Source organism: Thermoleptolyngbya oregonensis NK1-22, from assembly GCF_032705245.1.
In the GTDB taxonomy this organism is placed as follows: Bacteria; Cyanobacteriota; Cyanobacteriia; order Elainellales; family Elainellaceae; genus Thermoleptolyngbya; species Thermoleptolyngbya sichuanensis.
Genome location: NZ_CP053540.1, coordinates 1,044,361 through 1,061,692, shown reverse-complemented (window position 1 = coordinate 1,061,692; position 17,332 = coordinate 1,044,361). Strand labels below are relative to the sequence as shown.

16 protein-coding genes are annotated in these 17,332 nt (G+C 53.5%); 8 read left to right on the top strand and 8 right to left on the bottom strand.

The features are described from left to right. Nucleotides 1-850: 850 nt before the first annotated feature. Both HNI00_RS04585 and HNI00_RS04580 read right to left on the bottom strand, forming a co-directional pair. On the bottom strand, nt 851-1,312 hold the full coding sequence (locus HNI00_RS04585; protein ID WP_420156305.1) for a tRNA (cytidine(34)-2'-O)-methyltransferase: 462 nt from the start codon (nt 1,310-1,312) through the stop codon (nt 851-853). 231 nt (nt 1,313-1,543) lie between these two features. Beyond that, nucleotides 1,544-3,088, bottom strand: coding sequence for a serine hydrolase (locus HNI00_RS04580; RefSeq protein WP_316791081.1), 1,545 nt, complete (start codon nt 3,086-3,088; stop codon nt 1,544-1,546). A 465-nt stretch (nt 3,089-3,553) separates the two neighbouring features. Here HNI00_RS04580 and HNI00_RS04575 point away from each other — a divergent pair, with 465 nt between their 5' ends. Then, nucleotides 3,554-4,354, top strand: a complete 801-nt coding sequence (locus tag HNI00_RS04575; protein WP_172353467.1) for an RMD1 family protein — start codon at nt 3,554-3,556, stop codon at nt 4,352-4,354. A gap of 21 nt (nt 4,355-4,375) precedes the next feature. Here the strand turns inward: HNI00_RS04575 and HNI00_RS04570 are convergent, their stop codons facing one another. Both HNI00_RS04570 and menB read right to left on the bottom strand, forming a co-directional pair. Then, nucleotides 4,376-4,732 carry a DUF1815 family protein gene (locus HNI00_RS04570; protein WP_172353466.1) on the bottom strand — a complete coding sequence of 119 codons (357 nt, stop codon included), beginning with the start codon at nt 4,730-4,732 and terminating at the stop codon, nt 4,376-4,378. 848 nt (nt 4,733-5,580) lie between these two features. Next, on the bottom strand, nt 5,581-6,414 hold the full coding sequence (gene menB, locus HNI00_RS04565; RefSeq protein WP_068510707.1) for a 1,4-dihydroxy-2-naphthoyl-CoA synthase: 834 nt from the start codon (nt 6,412-6,414) through the stop codon (nt 5,581-5,583). 652 nt (nt 6,415-7,066) lie between these two features. Here menB and HNI00_RS04560 point away from each other — a divergent pair. Beyond that, nucleotides 7,067-7,477 (top strand): Mo-dependent nitrogenase C-terminal domain-containing protein, encoded by a 411-nt coding sequence (locus HNI00_RS04560; RefSeq protein WP_316791077.1) that lies wholly within the window; start codon nt 7,067-7,069, stop codon nt 7,475-7,477. Nucleotides 7,478-7,773: 296 nt separating this feature from the next. Here the strand turns inward: HNI00_RS04560 and HNI00_RS04555 are convergent, their stop codons facing one another. Both HNI00_RS04555 and HNI00_RS04550 read right to left on the bottom strand, forming a co-directional pair. Further along, nucleotides 7,774-8,505 (bottom strand): response regulator transcription factor, encoded by a 732-nt coding sequence (locus tag HNI00_RS04555; protein WP_172358719.1) that lies wholly within the window; start codon nt 8,503-8,505, stop codon nt 7,774-7,776. Between the two features lie 351 nt (nt 8,506-8,856). After that, entirely contained in the window at nt 8,857-9,303 is a 447-nt protein-coding gene (locus HNI00_RS04550) for an SRPBCC family protein (protein ID WP_297077795.1), read from the bottom strand. 213 nt (nt 9,304-9,516) lie between these two features. Here HNI00_RS04550 and bioF point away from each other — a divergent pair, with 213 nt between their 5' ends. From bioF to bioB, 6 genes are all read left to right on the top strand, one after another. After that, nucleotides 9,517-10,692, top strand: a complete 1,176-nt coding sequence (gene bioF / locus HNI00_RS04545; protein ID WP_316791073.1) for an 8-amino-7-oxononanoate synthase — start codon at nt 9,517-9,519, stop codon at nt 10,690-10,692. Next, the gene (locus HNI00_RS04540) at nt 10,676-11,395 is read left to right on the top strand and encodes an alpha/beta fold hydrolase (RefSeq protein ID WP_316791071.1); all 720 of its coding nucleotides are present in this window, start codon (nt 10,676-10,678) and stop codon (nt 11,393-11,395) included. Before bioF ends, HNI00_RS04540 begins: the two co-directional genes overlap by 17 nt. After that, a complete protein-coding gene (locus HNI00_RS04535) occupies nt 11,392-12,219 on the top strand; it encodes a methyltransferase domain-containing protein (protein ID WP_316791069.1) in 828 nt (275 codons plus the stop codon). The genes HNI00_RS04540 and HNI00_RS04535 overlap by 4 nt, the downstream gene beginning before the upstream one ends. Before the next feature lie 24 nt (nt 12,220-12,243). After that, nucleotides 12,244-12,861, top strand: coding sequence for a dethiobiotin synthase (bioD, locus tag HNI00_RS04530; RefSeq protein ID WP_316791067.1), 618 nt, complete (start codon nt 12,244-12,246; stop codon nt 12,859-12,861). Between the two features lie 37 nt (nt 12,862-12,898). Further along, the gene (gene bioA, locus HNI00_RS04525; protein WP_316791065.1) at nt 12,899-14,194 is read left to right on the top strand and encodes an adenosylmethionine--8-amino-7-oxononanoate transaminase; all 1,296 of its coding nucleotides are present in this window, start codon (nt 12,899-12,901) and stop codon (nt 14,192-14,194) included. Nucleotides 14,195-14,367: 173 nt separating this feature from the next. Next, nucleotides 14,368-15,345 (top strand): biotin synthase BioB, encoded by a 978-nt coding sequence (gene bioB / locus HNI00_RS04520; protein WP_420156304.1) that lies wholly within the window; start codon nt 14,368-14,370, stop codon nt 15,343-15,345. A 99-nt stretch (nt 15,346-15,444) separates the two neighbouring features. Here the strand turns inward: bioB and HNI00_RS04515 are convergent, their stop codons facing one another. Both HNI00_RS04515 and HNI00_RS04510 read right to left on the bottom strand, forming a co-directional pair. Next, on the bottom strand, nt 15,445-16,398 hold the full coding sequence (locus tag HNI00_RS04515) for a M23 family metallopeptidase (RefSeq protein WP_316791062.1): 954 nt from the start codon (nt 16,396-16,398) through the stop codon (nt 15,445-15,447). 283 nt (nt 16,399-16,681) lie between these two features. Then, on the bottom strand, nt 16,682-17,305 hold the full coding sequence (locus HNI00_RS04510) for a hypothetical protein (RefSeq protein ID WP_316791060.1): 624 nt from the start codon (nt 17,303-17,305) through the stop codon (nt 16,682-16,684). Nucleotides 17,306-17,332 lie beyond the last annotated feature (27 nt).

Sequence of the window (17,332 nt, the reverse complement as noted above, 5' to 3'; positions counted from 1 at the left end):
ACCACTTGACTCTTAGAACAATCGATGAGCTTACACCAGTTCTTCAAAAAAGACTAGCGGTTAACAGGGTAACTGCATTAATCCTTAAATAGAAAAATAAATTACAGCCTTCTATCTTCACACAAGAGGCCTTGCAAAAAGCTCAAATGCCTTGTCAGAAGAGAGTTTTGGTCACTGGTTTTGGTAAGAATCTAGGAGCACTTTTGCGTAATTAGGATTTCTAATTTTCAATCGATTGTCCTTTCGAGCTTCCAAATCTACGGAGGAAGATCCAAGGATTTCACGGTTGACGAACTGGAGAAACACTACCCACTTTTCTCCGGTTTTTAGTACCGATGCCAAGCTTCGTCGAGTGGCCAAATCGCGCCTAGGGGAGGGCTTGTAAGGCTCACTTCGCAGATTGGGATTTCTTATGGCAGACCCCATTCTTTCGTATTCCAGGTTACTGATTTCTATTGCGTATCCTTCAAACCAAGCGCTTGATTCGGATTGACCTGATTTTTTTCGGGCTGGATTAGGGCAGTTTGATCAGCAGTGTTGGGAAGATGGTTCGCAGCAGAGCGAGTTCTCAAAAATTTTTCAGTCGGGTTAGATTCCAGTCGCTGGGATTCAGGGGCGATCGCCCCGATATTGCCCCTATATCCCCTTAATTCCGCCCAGATTTAGCGCTCAGGCACGAAAAGCCTGGGCATTTACTCTAGTCCACTGCATCTGAAATAAGCTTTCTGCAGAAAGTTACTCGCCTGAGGAAGTTCCGTTCCATATATTCCATATATATATAGATATGGAGTGAGTGTTTTCCTGCGGAGCAGGAGAATCAGGCTGTGCCTGAGTCAGCTTTGTGGCGGGGCTAGTCTAAAAGCCCAAGCTGGCGACGCGCCTCGAAAAGCCCCAAAGCAGCGCTGACTGAGAGATTGAGGCTGCGAACACCGGGTTGAGCCATCGGAATTTTGACGACAGTGTGGCAGGCAGCTAATACGTCAGCCGGTAGACCTGTCGTTTCACAGCCAAACAACAGCCAATCGTCATCTCGATACTGAAACTTTGTATAGCTACATAACCCTGAAGTGCTGAAGCCGATCCAGCGTCCGCCCTGCTGGGCATGGTAGCGCTGGAATGCTTGCAGGTCAGGATGATAGTAGAGGTCTACGTATTCCCAGTAATCCAGCCCCGCCCGCTTGAGATAGCGATCGCTAATTTCAAAGCCCAAGGGGCCAACCAAATGCAGCGGTGTACAGGTGGCGGCGCAGGTGCGGGCAATATTGCCCGTGTTTGGGGGAATCTGGGGATTAACGAGAACAACGCTGGGCATAGGGAAAGCGGAAGTTGGCGATCGCCCGATAGGTCTGTCGGTCAGCAGCAATTGAAAATCTGAGCCGTGCGAGATCCGATGCATCGCAGTGGGTGGCGTGCGTCGGTCTGAAGCTAACTCACACGGGCGATCGCAGAGCAGGAATGTATAGATTCTTCTAATGATTGCTCAGCCGTGGATAGATGGAGTGCAGAATACCTGCTTTTTTCCACCGACCTGCTGGCTGAGTCACTAAAGAGTTGGCTGCTGTGCGGGATCAGAGGCGCTAGAATCCTGGCTCGAAGGCGCGGTGTCGGGATTAGCCGTAGAATCCGGCACATTGGGCGGGACGGCAACGGCAGGGGGCTGAGCAAAGTATTGATAGGTTGCCTGAGAAATTTGCTGAATGAGCTGCGCCGCCGACCCAGCATCGCCCGCCCGCTGCACCAAGGCGGTAATCACGTAGCGCTTGCCGTTGGGCATATCTACAATCCCGCTATCGCCCGAAAGACTGTCGATGTTGCCAGTTTTATGGGCGATTTTTGCGTCCGGCCCGAGAGTTGCCGCCAAGAGGCTGTTGTTCACTGTGGAGCGCATGATGTCGAGCAGGCGATCGCGCGATCGCAGCGACAGCAAATCTCCCTGGCTCACGGCTGTTAGCAGCAGCGACAAATCGCGAGCGCTGGTGGTGTTCGTGCCTTGCAAATCTGCCAGGAGATTATTCAGCACGGTGTGGCTCATGCCCCAATCGCGAAATCGGCTATTGAGTGCGGTCAGTCCGCCCAGCTTGTGAATCACCATGTTTGTGGCCGTATTGTCGCTAATGGTGATCATTTTGGTTGCGGTATCCAGGGCGCTAAGCTGGCTGCCCACTTCCATAAACTGAATTTCACCGGAGCCGTCTGTGATATCAATCGTTTGCAAGGTCAGAGCCTCATCTAGCCGCACCCGCTGCCGATCGACATCTTGCAAAAAGGCAACCAGAATGGGGGTTTTGATCGTGCTGGCGGCTGGATACACGGTGCTGCCGTTCAAGTCCACGTAGTCCCCAGTGTCTAAATCCACCACAAACACGCCAGCCGACAGCCCGGTCTGAGCCACAAGCGACTGTAGCGTGGTCGTGAGCGGCGCAATCGGCTGCCCCAGACGCAGCTTCATAATCGCAGAAGACGGATTGGCAGGCACTATATCACCGCGAAAGCCAGGAGTCGGCGTGGGGCTGGGGGCGGGGGTAGGACTGGCGGCCAGGCTGGCGGCTGTGGTGTCCTGGGCCCGGATTGTCGGATTCCAGACCGAAAGGCTGGTGCCGACGATTGCCCCAATGCCCACACCCAGAATGATCAGGCGAGTGGCATAGAGCAGTGGCGAAGCGGGAGCTGGGGGATAGGCGCGTCCCCGACGGGGAGTCGAGCGCGATCGCCCCACGGGGCGGGGGGCCAGCGCCACTGGACGCTCAGGTCGTCTCGCCGCATCAGGCCGATTCCCATTCGGAGAAAGTGAGCGAGGCTGGGGTTGGATCAGCGCCAGAGATGGCGGATTCGACCGTTCAGACGATCGGCGACCGTTGCCAGCAGCGGGCGATCGCTCTGAATGATCCAGGACGTTGCGTAAGTTCAGCGGTGGCTGGGCCGAATAGGAGGCGCGGGGAGAGATAGGCCGGGGCGATCGCGCCAGTGTATGTCCCGAAGGAGGAGCCTGATTTGTAGCCGAGCGATCGCCCGATTGCGATCGACTGCCTGCGGCCGGCGGCACAGACCCCAAAGGCTGAGTTCCACCCTGCCCAGATCGCCGTTTCATGCGGCGTCGGGACGAGCGGGATGGTTTACCAGAACCCAGCATAAGGGCGTACCTCCAGGAAATTTTCGACTTGCGTCACGCGATTTCTGACCTTACAGCTAAATATAACGAACCCCGTTTCATCCGTTGCACCGAATTTAGGGAAAACTGACTAGACAAGACAGATCCGCGCAATCCTCGTCAAACGACTCTGATAACGACTCTGATTTAGATCGTTTAAGATAAAGTTTCAGCGCTCAGACAGCAGGCTTCCCTTAGAATTCGAGACGTTCTGCTGTCCAGCCGCTTTGGTTCAGCAAGGAATTGCACTCCTAGTTTTCAGGCATGATCAGCCGAGTAACCCACTGCCTTCCAGAGAGACAATGCTTTGGACGGAGCCGTTTCTGGTTTTTAATCATGCGACAGCAAGAAGGTGAGTAGCGGCTTGCGCTGGTTTAGAAGGACAAGCCTATTGAAATTCACCCCATGCAAAAATTACTATTTCCTGACAAAGACGCAGTTAAAGGACGCGCAATTTTTCTCGGAGAGCGCCTCGACTTGCGAACGCTAGAAGCGACCACACCCCTCGGACGGCAACCCTTGGCGATCGCCGCTGGAAGCGATGGCTGCGTGGTTCTCTTTAAATATGGCGCAGTGGTGCTATTCGGGTTAGACCCCATTGAGGAGGCCACTTTTTTAAATAACTTGAAACCCTTAGTGCAGGAGCCGTTCAGCAAGCCTGAAACCGAGGAAGCGACCCTCCGAATCGAGCCGTCGCGAGCGGGGCAGGTGGAAAATGGCATTATCTCGCTGCAAGAATTTAGCGTAGAGTCGCTGCAAGTGGTGGCCGATGTACTGGCTAAGAGCGTGGTGTTGGCACACTACGAACTGGGCACGGCTAGCGTCTTCGACCAAATCGAACCCTTCGCTGCGGGGCTACAGCGCACCACCAAAAATGAGCGCTGGGGCAAAGAACTCCTGCGGCAGCTCGGACGGACGTTATCCATTCAGCATAAAATCGTGGGTCGGGTCGAAATTATCGACAAACCTGACCTGCTCTGGGAAGCACCCGAACTAGAGCGACTCTACGCCCGCTTAGAAAATGAGTATGAAATCCGCGATCGCCATCAAGCTCTGGAACGCAAGCTAGGACTGATTTCCAGCACCGCAGAAACAGTATTAGATCTGCTCCAGCACAACAGCGGCCTGCGCGTAGAGTGGTACGTTGTTGTACTGATCGTAGTGGAAATATTGCTGTCGTTCTACGACATCTTTGTCAAGGCCTGAGCGCATAGCCCACAGACTGCCCTAGGCTGCTCCACCCGAAACCCGCACCAGCGAAACATGCCCATCGGACGGCTTAATCTGGAACTTTACGAGATTCGCCAATTCTTGAAGCTGGCTAATTGCCTCCGCGCCTTCAAGCTTCATTAGCTCGCGATCGTCGCGCATTTCTGTCCAGGTAATGCCATAGTCTGACACCAAAAAGCGGATCAGGTGGTTCTCGCCTAAGCTCACCATAAAGGACGCGCTGTTCATCTGACCGCCGCAGGTATAGCAAGACGCGAGGTAACCCTGGCGCTCCAACACGATAGCCAATGCCTGGAGATTCATTACCAGGTCATGAACAAACCGACGGTGCTGTTCTGCAAGTCGCAAAAACATCTTCGACCTCCAATCACCACACTCTATAACATCACGTTCAACTATTCTAGATTGTCGTAACCTTCTTTTAGGTATTTGTAGCTATTCGAGACACAATCGCCTCGCCCTAAATATTAAAACATTCTTACGAAAAAGGAGCTTATAGCGAAAGTATGAGATTAGGCTAAAAATCCCGACTTTCCTGACTTTTAGGACGCTAGCTTAGTTCTAAAGTCCTATAGGTATCTCCGGTCACATTCGGCATGATCATCAGTAAATTTCTATGGATGATCAAACAACCCTCGGTGAAAAAGTATGCTCCCTCAATCTGATCGCCGCAGACACCCCTGAACAGTCCTAACCGATATCCCCTATATTCCTCAGTCAGCCAGCTTATGCAAGAGGAGAGCGACCTAGTTCGATTTCTCAGCGACCCACTCTACCGCTGTCTACAGCCTGAACCCATCGGATTCCGTAAACCTGCACCGCTTACAACCACATCTTTACCCCAACTTCGTAAAGCGACTACCTGGCAGATAAGACTCCACCACCCAAGTAGTAAGAATGTAAAACGCTGCCCACTCAATCTTTTACCAGGTCAGACTCTGAGCCAGATTGGAACACGAACTTTGTAGTGCCTATATCTGTAGTGTTTGCGATTCTGCCAAGAGCTTGTCCAGCCAGTTCTGTTGAATTCTGCTTGTTGAATTCTGTTGGACTATGTGACTTTACTCCTCAGACCATAGCTCCCAGACACATTCTAGTTCGGGATCTTTAAAGTGGGAAGTTTAATCAGGATTCGATGATGAAAGCTGTTGGCGTGATCCCCCTGTTCGAGCGATCGCCCCAAACGTCTCCAACGCTCGCGTTCAGGGTAGCCAGGGATATTGACGAAAATCGGGCGATCGCTTTTCCAGAAACGCCTGCTTGCCCTCGCTGCCTTCTTCTGTCATGTAATAGAGCAGCGTTGCATTGCCCGCCAGCTCTTGCAGTCCCGCCTGTCCATCACAATCAGCATTAAAGGCAGACTTCAGGCAGCGGATGGCGATCGGGCTTTTCTCCAGAATTTCCTGCGCCCAAGCGATCCCCTCGGCTTCCAACTGTTCCACAGGCACAACACAGTTGACGAGTCCCATATCGAGGGCCTGCTGGGCGGTGTACTGGCGGCAGAGATACCAGATTTCTCTCGCTTTCTTTTGTCCAACAATGCGGGCCAGATAGCTAGCGCCAAAGCCCCCGTCAAAACTGCCGACCTTGGGCCCAGTTTGCCCAAAAATAGCGTTATCTGCGGCGATGGTGAGGTCGCAGACAACATGGAGGACATGGCCGCCGCCAATGGCATAGCCCGCCACGAGAGCAATCACCACCTTGGGCATCGTGCGGATCAGTCGCTGCAAGTCCAGTACGTTCAGCCGGGGCGTGCCGCCTTGATCTAAATAGCCGCCCTGGCCGCGCACGCTCTGATCCCCGCCCGCGCAAAAAGCGTATTTCCCGTCCGTGTGGGGGCCTGCTCCGGTCAACAGCACCACCCCAATTCGGGGATCTTCGCGGGCATTGCTAAAGGCATCGTACAGTTCGGCAACCGTCTCCGGGCGAAAGGCATTGCGCTTGTGGGGGCGATTGATAGTGATTTTGGCGATGCCATCTGCCTTGTGATAGAGGATATCTTCGTAGCTTTTTGCAGTCTGCCAGTCCGCGTGCATGGTAGGGATCGATGCCAGAAAAAAGTGAGTGGGTAAGTTAGCGAGAACGCCAGCACAGGAAAGTTAAGAGAAAGCAAGCAACCGTGCAAGAAACATTGGTGGGCGATCGCCCTACGAGCCTACCACGTTGCGCGATCCCGCAGTTTACCAATCCCAGCCACACCCCGCCCCAGCGCCCCCTACCCCCTACAATTTTCCCTCTTCGTTCTTCGTTCTTCGTTCTTCGTTCTTCGTTCTTCGTTTTTCATTTTTACGGCCTACAAAGCACGTAAATTCCCCAGTAGGGCGATCGCATTGTTGCCAGAATTCCGTAATCCCACGCGAATCCTTCGATTAGGCAGGGGGCAATCTGAGGGCAGAGCAGCAGAGGGCGATCGCAGTGTACCCATCAATCTCTAGCCGTAGCTTAGAAAGCTCGTAAATTATTCACACTGCAATGTTTACAGCACTACCCCAACTTCATCAATAAAGCGTTAGGTTGGTTGCAGTAGCGGCTCTCTACAGCTTGTAGAAAAGGTTAACAGTTTCTTATCCGCTCCTTTTGCTGCCTTCTCGCGGTTTACTTAGCGGTTTACTTACCGGATTAACGCAAACTTAGCGCAAAGTCCTTCTCTCACCGTCACATCCCTCCATTGCAGGGCGAGGTATTGACATGAATTGGTCTCATTACAGAACCCCGGATCTGGCGCTCTCTAGCTGGACATGGCTCCCCAACGACGCTGCAACAAGTCAGTCCCATCCAGCCACCCAGCCCCCAGCCACGCTCTACAGAACAGCATTTGTTTCACCCTCGCTGCGTCCGCAGTGTGCACCATTGCAACCTCTGCGCCAATGGCTCAACAACATTGAAATTTCAAGTGAAGCTCAGGCCCGTCGGATTTGTCAGGCGATCCCTGCCCGGTGTCCCTTCGAGCGAGAGGTGCGGGTCTTGGGGAAAACGATTCTTCGAATTCCGCCGCTGTGTAAGCTCAATCCCGTCTACGAAGAGGTTGTAGCGCTTCGGTTTCGGGCAATTTGTTATCTAGCAGACGAATGCGGGGTAGATGTAACGCCCTACTGCTAATCCGGACGCATTTACGGATTCGCTGGGGCTTTGCCGAGAATCGACAAACGCCTATGTTGGTTCTCGAATTTGAACTGGCGAATTTGAACTGACAGATTTGAACTGGCGAATTTGGATTACCAATCAGGCGGTACGGGGCTTCCAGCAATTCTATCCGTAGCGCCATTTGGGAGCATTGAGACAGACCCGCTTCACAACGTCCCAAAAACGCAAGAGCGCTGACGCAGCACTCATACCCCTGAGCCGGACACGCACGACGATCTGTACGTCTACCGTCTCTAGTACGTCTACCGTCTCTATACCTCTGCCGTCTCTGCCGAAGCAGCTGTGGCTGGAAGCTCCAGACAGTAGCCTGCGCCGTAAACCGTTTTGATATAGCGGGGATGGCGGGGATCAGGCTCTAGCTTGGTTCGCAGATGCCGGACATGAACCCGAATCGTCTCAATATCATCGTCGGGATCATAACCCCAAACTTCTTTCAGGATTTCGCTAGGGGAAACTGTCTGCCCATGCCGTTGCAGCAGGCAGTGCAGTAGCTCGAATTCCAAATGGGTGAGCTTTACGGTCTGGTCAAACCAGATGGCTTCTAGCCGCTCTGGCACCAGCGTCAGCGGGCCATAGTTCAGGATTTCCGTATGCTTTGCCGCCTGGGGAATGCGGTCAGTGCGGCGCAGGAGGGCGCGGACTCTCGCCAGCATTTCCTCTACCTCGAAGGGCTTGGTGAGGTAGTCGTCTGCGCCCGCGTTGAAACCTTCCACCTTGTCTTGGGTCTGGCTGAGGGCGGTGAGCATTAGCACGGGAATGTCGGCTGTGCGCTCGTCTCGCCGGAGCCGCTGGCATACGGTAAAGCCGTCTACCTTGGGCAACATCAGATCGAGCATAATCAGGTCGGGCAACAGTTGCAGTGCCAATGCCTGACCTTTTACCCCGTCTGCGGCCTGGCTCACGTCATATCCAGCCATTTCTAGATTGACGGCTACTAGCTCTGAGATGGAAACGTCGTCGTCGATTACAAGTATCCGAGGCATCATTAAAAAACTGGGTTTAACGTTTAGAAATCCTATGGAATCTATTGTTTTTATAACGGATTAATAACAAAAGCTACAAAGCCGTTCAAACATTTGTAGAACTTAAACAGAATATACGAGCAATTCTAAATTTTTTCTGCTCAAAATGCACCCTCCTGGCTGGGGGCTGAATCAGGAGCCTGCGGGCTAAGGCAAGAGATGGTCTGGTAAGAGTGGGTTGAAGAACCAGAGTGGGCATTGCTCAGACCTTGGGCGATCGCCCAAGGTCTGCCCTCTGTCCTTGTGCATCAACCTTGCGTCGCAGATTTTGCGCCGAAATCCTTGTATCGCCGTCGCCAGAGATTTTTTCGATTAGCTCGACATCTCTGCCCGTAGCGCGTAGTCACGGAATCGGTTGAGATCGGCTTGCAGCGTCGATTCCACCAGGCGGCCCAGAAACAGGTTGTCCATCACTTTGCCCAAAATACCGGGGATCGCGTAAGACACCGTGAGCTTTACTACGCTGCGATCGCCCCGATCGTAAAACCGGATTGCGCCCCGGTTGGGCAGTCCGTCCACCGATTCCCACTGCATGATCTGGTGTTGCACCAGCTTGGTGATACGGGACTGCCAGCTAAACTCGAACCCACTAGAGGCCAGCTTCCAGCGCGACAGGTCGGGGTTATCTGGCTGAATCGTCACCGAGTCGATCCACTTCATCCACTTGGGCATTTGCTCTAGGTCAGACCAGAGTCCCCACACCCGCTCGATGGGCGCTTCGACTTCGACTTGAACGGTGTGATCTAACCAGTCGGCCATGGTGGGAGAATGAGAAACTGCGATTGGTTGGGGGTACTGCTTTACTCTACAAAGTTTCTGGGGAAGAGGGAAGGAGGAAGGGGGAAGAGGGAAGAACGAAGAGGGAAGAACGAAGAGGGAAGAACGAAGAGGGAAGAACGAAGAGGGAAGAGGGGAGAAGGGAGCCGCTTTGAAATCGGCAGGCATGACGGACGATATTGGCGATTGGCGGGAATGGGGGAAGAGGACAAGTTTGCTTTTGTTGAGGCGTTTTTGGAGGGGCGATCGCGCCAGCAAACGAGGCGATCGCTCCAAGGGGTTGTGCCGCTCGATGCCGTCCATGTGCAAAAGCAGGGCAAGACCTTGGTGAACTTTAGCGCCAATGACTATTTGGGATTGTCCAAACATCCGGTGCTGATTGCCGCTGCCCAGGACTATACGCAGCGCTACGGCACGGGTGCAACTGCGTCGCGGCTGGTGACGGGCAGTTTCGACATTCACCAGCAGTTAGAGGCGGCGTTGGCGGCGGCCTGCGGGCGCGAAGCGGCGCTATTGTTCAATTCTGGGTTTCAGGCAAATGTAACGGTCTTGGGGGCGCTGCTTGATCGACATGCGCTGGTCTTGTGCGATCGCCTAGTTCACAGCAGCTTGCTCAATGGCGCACTGGCCAGCCGCGCCACGCTAACCCGCTATCGGCACAACGACCACGAGCATTTAGAATCGCTGCTGCGACAGGCGGTGAATCAGCGCTACAGTCGTGTCGTGATTGTGTCGGAAACGGTGTTCAGCATGGATGGCGATCGCGCGGATGTCGATCGGCTTGTTCACCTGGCGCAGACCTACGGCGCGATTTTGTATCTGGACGAGGCCCACGCGATTGGGGTGCTGGGTGCAGGGGGAATGGGGCTGGCGATGGGCAACCCTGGCGTGGATCTGGCGATGGGCACGCTGGGCAAAGCCTTTGGTGCGTTTGGTGCGTTCCTGGTTTGCTCGGCGCGACTGCGGGACTATTTGATCAACGCCTGCCCCGGCTTTATTTACACCACAGCGCTTCCCCCCAGTGTGATTGGGGCGATCGCCGCGGCGCTGAAGCTGATGCCCAGTCTGGAGGGCGATCGCCAGCGGTTGACCCGGCACGCAGAGACGTTGCGAACCCAGCTTCGGGCGGCAGGATTCGACACTGGGCCATCCTCCACGCACATTATTCCTATCATGCTGGGCGAGGCGGAACGGGCGCTGTCCCTGGCTCAATGGCTAGAGACCCAGGGCATCCTTGCCGCGGCCATTCGCCCACCAACGGTTCCCCAAGGGACGGCACGACTGCGGCTCGCACTCTCTAGCCAGCACACCAGCCAGCATTTAGGATCATTAACTAGCGCGTTGAGGAACGGGCATGAGCAGCGGCATTGAGGCGATCGCCTATCACGGCTGGGGGTTTGACGCAGACCTTTGGCAGCCGTGGGCGGCGGCGTTGAAAACTGCGGGCGTTGAGGTGCAACTATTCGACCGGGGCTATTTTGGCTTGCCCAATCAGCCCGGTTTTAGCCAACAGCCTTCCCGTAAAGTGATTCTGGCTCATTCCTATGGGCTGCATCTCTGTCCAGTTGAGCAGATGCATCAGGCCGATCTAGTGCTGGTCTTCAGCGGATTTTCGTCGTTTCATCCGCTGTCGGGGCGATCGCGCGATCGCTCAAAAAGCATTCTACAAATTATGATTCAGCAGTTTGAAAAAACACCGAGCCTGGTCTTGCAAAACTTCTACAAAAAGTGTTTCTCACCTGTCGAGGTTGATCCAGCCTGGTGTGAACCTTCTGAAAGTTTTCGGGTTCGCGAAAATCGGCTTAATTCTGCCCTCTTGCTGCAAGATTTGCAACGGTTAGATGAGTCGATTCAGAATCTCGACCACTTGCCGCAAACGGCTCACGCCATTGCCTTTCATGGTCAGAGCGATCGCATTGTTCCATTTCCAGATACCCCTGAGCAAGCCACGCATCTGTTGGCGAGGGCTGAGTTTATCTCGATTCCCAATGCCGGACATCTGCTGCATCTAACGCATTTCGAGCGCTGCTGGGAACGGGCGATCGCCGCTATTCACTCTCTACCTCCCGCATGATTTTAGAAAACGGCGCTAATGCTTTAGAGAAAACCCATGCAAAATGTCAAATTGAAGAAGCCTTTGGACAAGCTGCAACGCAATATAATCAGGCAGCTTTGGTGCAAAAAAAATGCGCGGCCCGGTTACTAGAGGAACTCGATCGAGTGTGTCCTGAACTGCCCTCTGGGAAAGTGATTGAGATTGGCTGCGGCACGGGTTTTTTGACTCAAGGATTAGTAAAGAAGATGGGCGATCGCCCTCTGGAAATTACCGACTTATCCCAATCAATGCTCACCGTGTGCCAGCAGCAAGTTTCTCAGACCAGCTATTCCTCTGAAATGACCTTCAGAACCCTTGACGGCGAACTTTGGCAACCCATTTCTAGGAGCTATGCGTTGATTATTAGCAGCTTCGTCGTGCAGTGGTTTCAGCAGCTTGAGCCTGCGCTAGATCGCTGGATTTCTGCCCTCAAACCGGGCGGCAAAATTCTCATCTCGTTCCCGACCTGTCACAGTTTTCCAGAGTGGAAAGCAGCCTGTCGAAGCCTGGACTTACCCTTTACCGGAAATCCCCTGCCTGATCCAGGGGCGATCGCCCAATTCCTCGCATCTCGGCCTGTTCAAACTCAATATTGGCAACAATCCATCGGTATTTCCTTCGCGTCTTCACGCGATTTCTTCCGCAGCTTAAAGCAAATTGGTGCGGGAACTAGCCTTTCCCAAACCAAGCTTTCCATTTCAGACTTTAAACAGTTGGTTGGCGCACTCGATGAATTTGCAAGTCTTTCCGGCGGAATTCACTATGACGTAGCCTATTTCACTATTTCTCGCAATAAACTTTAACCAAAGATGCCGATTCACTCGTTCATGTTTCCAGAAAAATTCTTCATTACAGGAACCGATACCAACGTAGGAAAAACGGTCGTCTCTGCCTTGCTAACCCTTGGGCTGAATGCGTCCTATTGGAAGCCGATTCAGTCGGGACTTGATCCGATCAGCGATACGGATTACGTGCGGAAAGTCACTAGTTTAGATGACTCCCATTTCCTGCCAGAAAGGTTCACGTTAACGCAGCCCCTCTCTCCCCATGCCGCCGCTGAGATTGATGGCGTTCAGATCCATCTTTCCGATTTTCAGCTACCCTCTCAACTGCCATATAAACCTCTCATTATTGAAGGGGCGGGCGGGCTAATGGTGCCGCTCAATGAAGAGGATTTTGTGATTGATTTAATCCGACAGTTTCAGCTTCCGGTTTGTCTGGTGGCTCGCAGCACGTTGGGCACGATTAACCATACCCTGCTGTCGCTGGCTCAACTGCGGCGGATGGAAATTCCCATCTTGGGTGTGATTGTGAACGGCCCCAAAAATGAGGGAAATCGAGCGGCGATCGCCCACTACGGCAACGTGCCCATTCTTGCAGAACTGGAGCCACTGGCCGAGGTCAATCCCGCTACACTCAAGCAAGCATTTGATCAGCTTTTCTGATCTCAGCTTTTCCGATCTTAAATACCTTCTTAAAACCATGCATCCTCACATTTGGTATCCATTCACCCAAGCGAAAACGGCGCTAGAACCGCTAAAGGTCAAATCCGCGCAGGGTGTTTGGCTAGAGCTAGAGAATGGGCACAAAATAATTGACTGCATCTCAAGCTGGTGGGTCAACACTTACGGACATTGCCATCCCAAAATTGCTGAGGCAATCTATCAGCAGGCGCAGCAGCTCGAGCAAGTCATTTTTGCTGGGTTTACCCATGACCCCGCAGAGCAACTGGCGGAAAAACTAGTCGCAAAACTGGGCGCTCCGTTTAATCGGGTCTTCTTTTCTGACAATGGCTCAACGGCGGTCGAAGTCGGGCTAAAGATGGCGTATCAATACTGGGTGAATCAGGGGCAGGCAAGAAGCACATTTCTAGCATTTGACGGAGCCTATCATGGGGACACCTTTGGCGCAATGTCAGTGGGTGCGCGTTCCTTATTTTCGGCGGTATTTTCCAACTTGCTATTTAACGTGGAGTTTGTTCCATTTCCCTCAACCTATTGGGGCGATCGCACGGCTGAAGAAACAGAAGCAAAGGTGCTTTCAATCCTTGAGAAAGCGCTAGATGAACGGGGCGAGCGCATTGCAGGAGTGATTATTGAGCCGCTGGTGCAGGGGGCGGGTGGAATGCGGATGTGTAGACCCCAGTTCTTGCAAAAACTGAGGGCGATCGCCCAGTCTTTTAACACACTGCTGATCTTTGATGAAGTGATGACGGGCTTTGGGCGCACCGGGGATTGGTTCGCCTGTCATAAAGCAGGCGTTTCGCCCGATATTCTCTGCCTTTCTAAAGGAATTACGGGCGGCTTTTTGCCGTTTGCTGTAACAGTTTGCTCAGAAGAAATTTACCACGCATTCTATGATGACGAGCCGCTGAAAACGCTGTATCACGGTCATAGCTACACGGCCAATCCGCTGGGTTGTGCGGCGGCGCTGGCAGGGCTAGAGCTAATGACTGAATACGAGCCACAGTTTCGCAGTATGGAAGCAAAACATTATGCACAGTTGGCTCAGTTGAAAGACCATCCTGCTGTTGAAAAAATGCGCGTTACGGGTACGATTGCAGCGATGGATCTGGTGACCCAAGAACGATCGGGATACCTCAACACAATTTCGCTGGAAATTCGTCAGCGGGCGATCGCCAAAGGTCTGCTGCTACGTCCACTTGGAAACGTTCTGTATATTCTGCCTCCGTACTGCATCTGTGACGCAGACTTGTCCCAAATCTATCAGGGAATTGAAGAAATCTTGACGGATTTGTCCAAAGATTTTCTAATTTGAAGTCACCTGAAGATTCAGGCTTCACGCCCAATTTTCAGCACCCACAATCAGCACCCACAATCAGCACCCACAATTAGATTCCTGAAAACTTCTACCCGCTAGAGGGTCACCCGCTAGGGATATGATGAGAACCTGCCCTGATGTTTGCGTCAAGACCTATGGTTGCGTCTTCTATCCCTGTATTGCGCCACGATTGGACAACTGAAGAAGTCCTCGACTTGCTGCAACAGCCGCTAATGGATCTAGTGCATCGTGCCCAAACGATCCACCGTCAGTTCAATCCGCCAAACCAGATTCAACTGGCGACGCTGCTGAGCGTGAAGACGGGCGGATGTTCGGAAGACTGCGCCTACTGCCCACAATCGGCCCATTACAGCACCACCGTCGAGCCACAGCCAATTCACTCGGTAGAAACTGTGCTGGCGGCGGCGGAACGGGCGAAGGCGGCTGGGGCATCGCGCTTTTGTATGGGCTGGGCGTGGCGCGAAATCCGGGATGGCAAAGCGTTTGATCAAATGCTGGAGATGGTGCGGGGCGTGCGATCGCTCGGCATGGAGGCCTGCGTGACAGCGGGAATGCTGACCGACACCCAGGCGGAAAAGCTGGCTGCGGCAGGGCTGACTGCCTACAACCACAACCTCGACACCAGCCCCGAATTTTATGGGCAGATCATCACCACGCGCACCTATGGCGATCGCCTGCAAACGCTGGAACGGGTTCGGCAGGCGGGCATTTCGGTCTGCTGCGGCGGCATCATCGGCATGGGCGAGGGGCTGGGCGATCGCGCCCGGATGCTGAGTATCCTGGCTGGCCTGAATCCGCATCCCGAAAGCGTACCCATCAACGCGCTGGTGGCCGTGGCGGGCACGGCGCTAGAAGCTCAACCACCCATCGACCCGCTGGAACTGGTGCGGATGTGCGCCGCTGCCCGTATCGCCCTGCCCAGGGCAAGGGTGCGCCTCAGTGCCGGACGCAGCCAGCTCAGCCGCGAAGCCCAGGTCTTGTGCTTTTTGGCAGGGGCAAACTCAATTTTCTATGGCGATACGCTGCTGACGACGGGCAATCCCGCAGAAGAGCGCGATCGCCAACTGCTGGCCGACATTGGCGCAGAGCCGCTGGTATCCTGCCCAGAAACCACCCCAAAAAAATAGCCTGAAAAAATAGCGCGGGCAAGAAGCCTACGCTATTGAAGAATTCAGAAGAGCTTCAGAAGAGTTTCATTTCAGAAGAGTTTCAACTGTAGCGTCTGCCTACTCTTCTGCTTCTTCCATGCGGGCAATTTGCATAGGCATTTGCGGTAGCCCCTGGGCAGTTTGCTGGCCGCTGTACATAGCTCGCAGCACCAGCGCCGGGTCTACCCAGTTATTGTCATACTTTAACCCCCAGTGCAGGTGGGGCCCGGTGGTGCGACCTGTCATCCCGACACGCCCCACTCGCTGGCCGGCGTAAACCGTCTGCCCTTCATAAATTTGGAGGCCGCCTGCGCGATCGAGCATAGAGCGGCGACCGCCCGTGCGATCGACCCGCCCTTCCATGTGGCAGTAGATGCTGAGCCAGCGTCCGGCCTCCACCACGACCGAAGTGCCGCAGTTTGAGTCGTCCGTGACTTCTACCACTACGCCCGTTGTCCAGGTGCGGATGTAGCTGCCCTGGGGTGCGGCCATATCCAGACCATAGTGAAACTCGTTGTAGTTGTAGCCTTCAATGGAGCGGCGATAGCCAAAGGGCGAGGTGTATGCCTGGAACTGCTCTAGCGGGAAGGAAACATTGCTCCACTCGTTGCGGGCCACCACTTGGGCAACGTCAACGGAGGATATGTTCTGAGCCTGAGCGCCCGGTTCGCCCACGCTGATCGCTGTGGGGTTGGCGGTGGGTCTGATGGGCTGGATCGTTCCCGTAGCGTTGGGGTTGAGCGTGGGAGTTGAAGTAGTAGAAGCGGGCTGGGGCGATCGCCGCAGTCTAGGAAAAATTGACCGAGTGGAATCCGCAGGAGCCAGGTCACGGGTAGAAGGGTCGGTCACCTGGGGCATGAAGCGGTCGGCAGGTACAGCACCGGGCGTAGTGCGGATCGCGTTCTGGGTTGCTAAGGCATTGAGAGAGCGAGCTTCGCTCATTTTTTGATGGGCTTCTACTACGACGAGCAGAGAGAGGGCAATGCCAGCGGTTAGCAGAAATTTTCCTAAGTTGTTTGAAACTTCTCTCATGACGGAAATAGGTACAAGTCCAGTTCGGTTTCCTATGCCTTACAACCGCCAACATCGTACATCAGAATAAAACCGCTGAATTAAGAATTTTCTATCAAATCGTCATCCCCCGTGTGGGTAATTGATGAAGACTGATAGGGTGAAAAATAGTTGTTTAGGAGGTTGTTTGGGGCATTTGGCAACCTTTAAGATTCCCGGTTTGCACCCAAAACTGCACATTCTTGAAATAAAGAACGAATGCCCGTTTAAGAAACTAGTTCAATTATACTATATAAAAGTTCAATCAAAGCGACTGCACGCCGAACTTTTGATCGGTTTCTACGTCTTTTCTAGGCATTCCAATTTTTTCAAGCCCTTTCCTGGTAGGTACCCCACCAGATGTAAATGTCCAGATATTCTGCCTGGGCTGAGGAGCGTAACTAATATGAATGGGTCGGTTGCCCCCATAGTAGTAGAGCGAGTCAAACGGCAATCGCTGCTCTAGAATCCACTCCACAAGGCGATACGTGCTATCGCACGGGCTATCAACACCGCTCTCTAACCCTACAATCCGAAAATCACAGGCAGCACCGAGGCGTGAACAGTAATACTTGCCATTTCGGTTCTTCTCATGTGCCATGTGCTGATCCCGGCTTGGGTCAACCCGCCCATTCTTCACCCCTGTCTTTGGGTCTTTCTGAGCCAGAAACCGCTTCAGATCCTTTGAACAAAAGCCATAGGTCAACTGAAACCGCTCCCTGCCAAAGTGAGCAATCACAGGGTCAAGGATATACTGGCACAGCGCCTCTAAAGCTGGAATGGTTTCTTCCAGGTTTTCGGGGTATGGGTCAATCTGATCTGCGTACTTCTGGTAGGTTTGCGTGCAGGTGCAAAACTCCTCCAGTGTTAGGTATTGACCGATCTGCATCGTTCTCACCCTCTAAAACCATGCAAA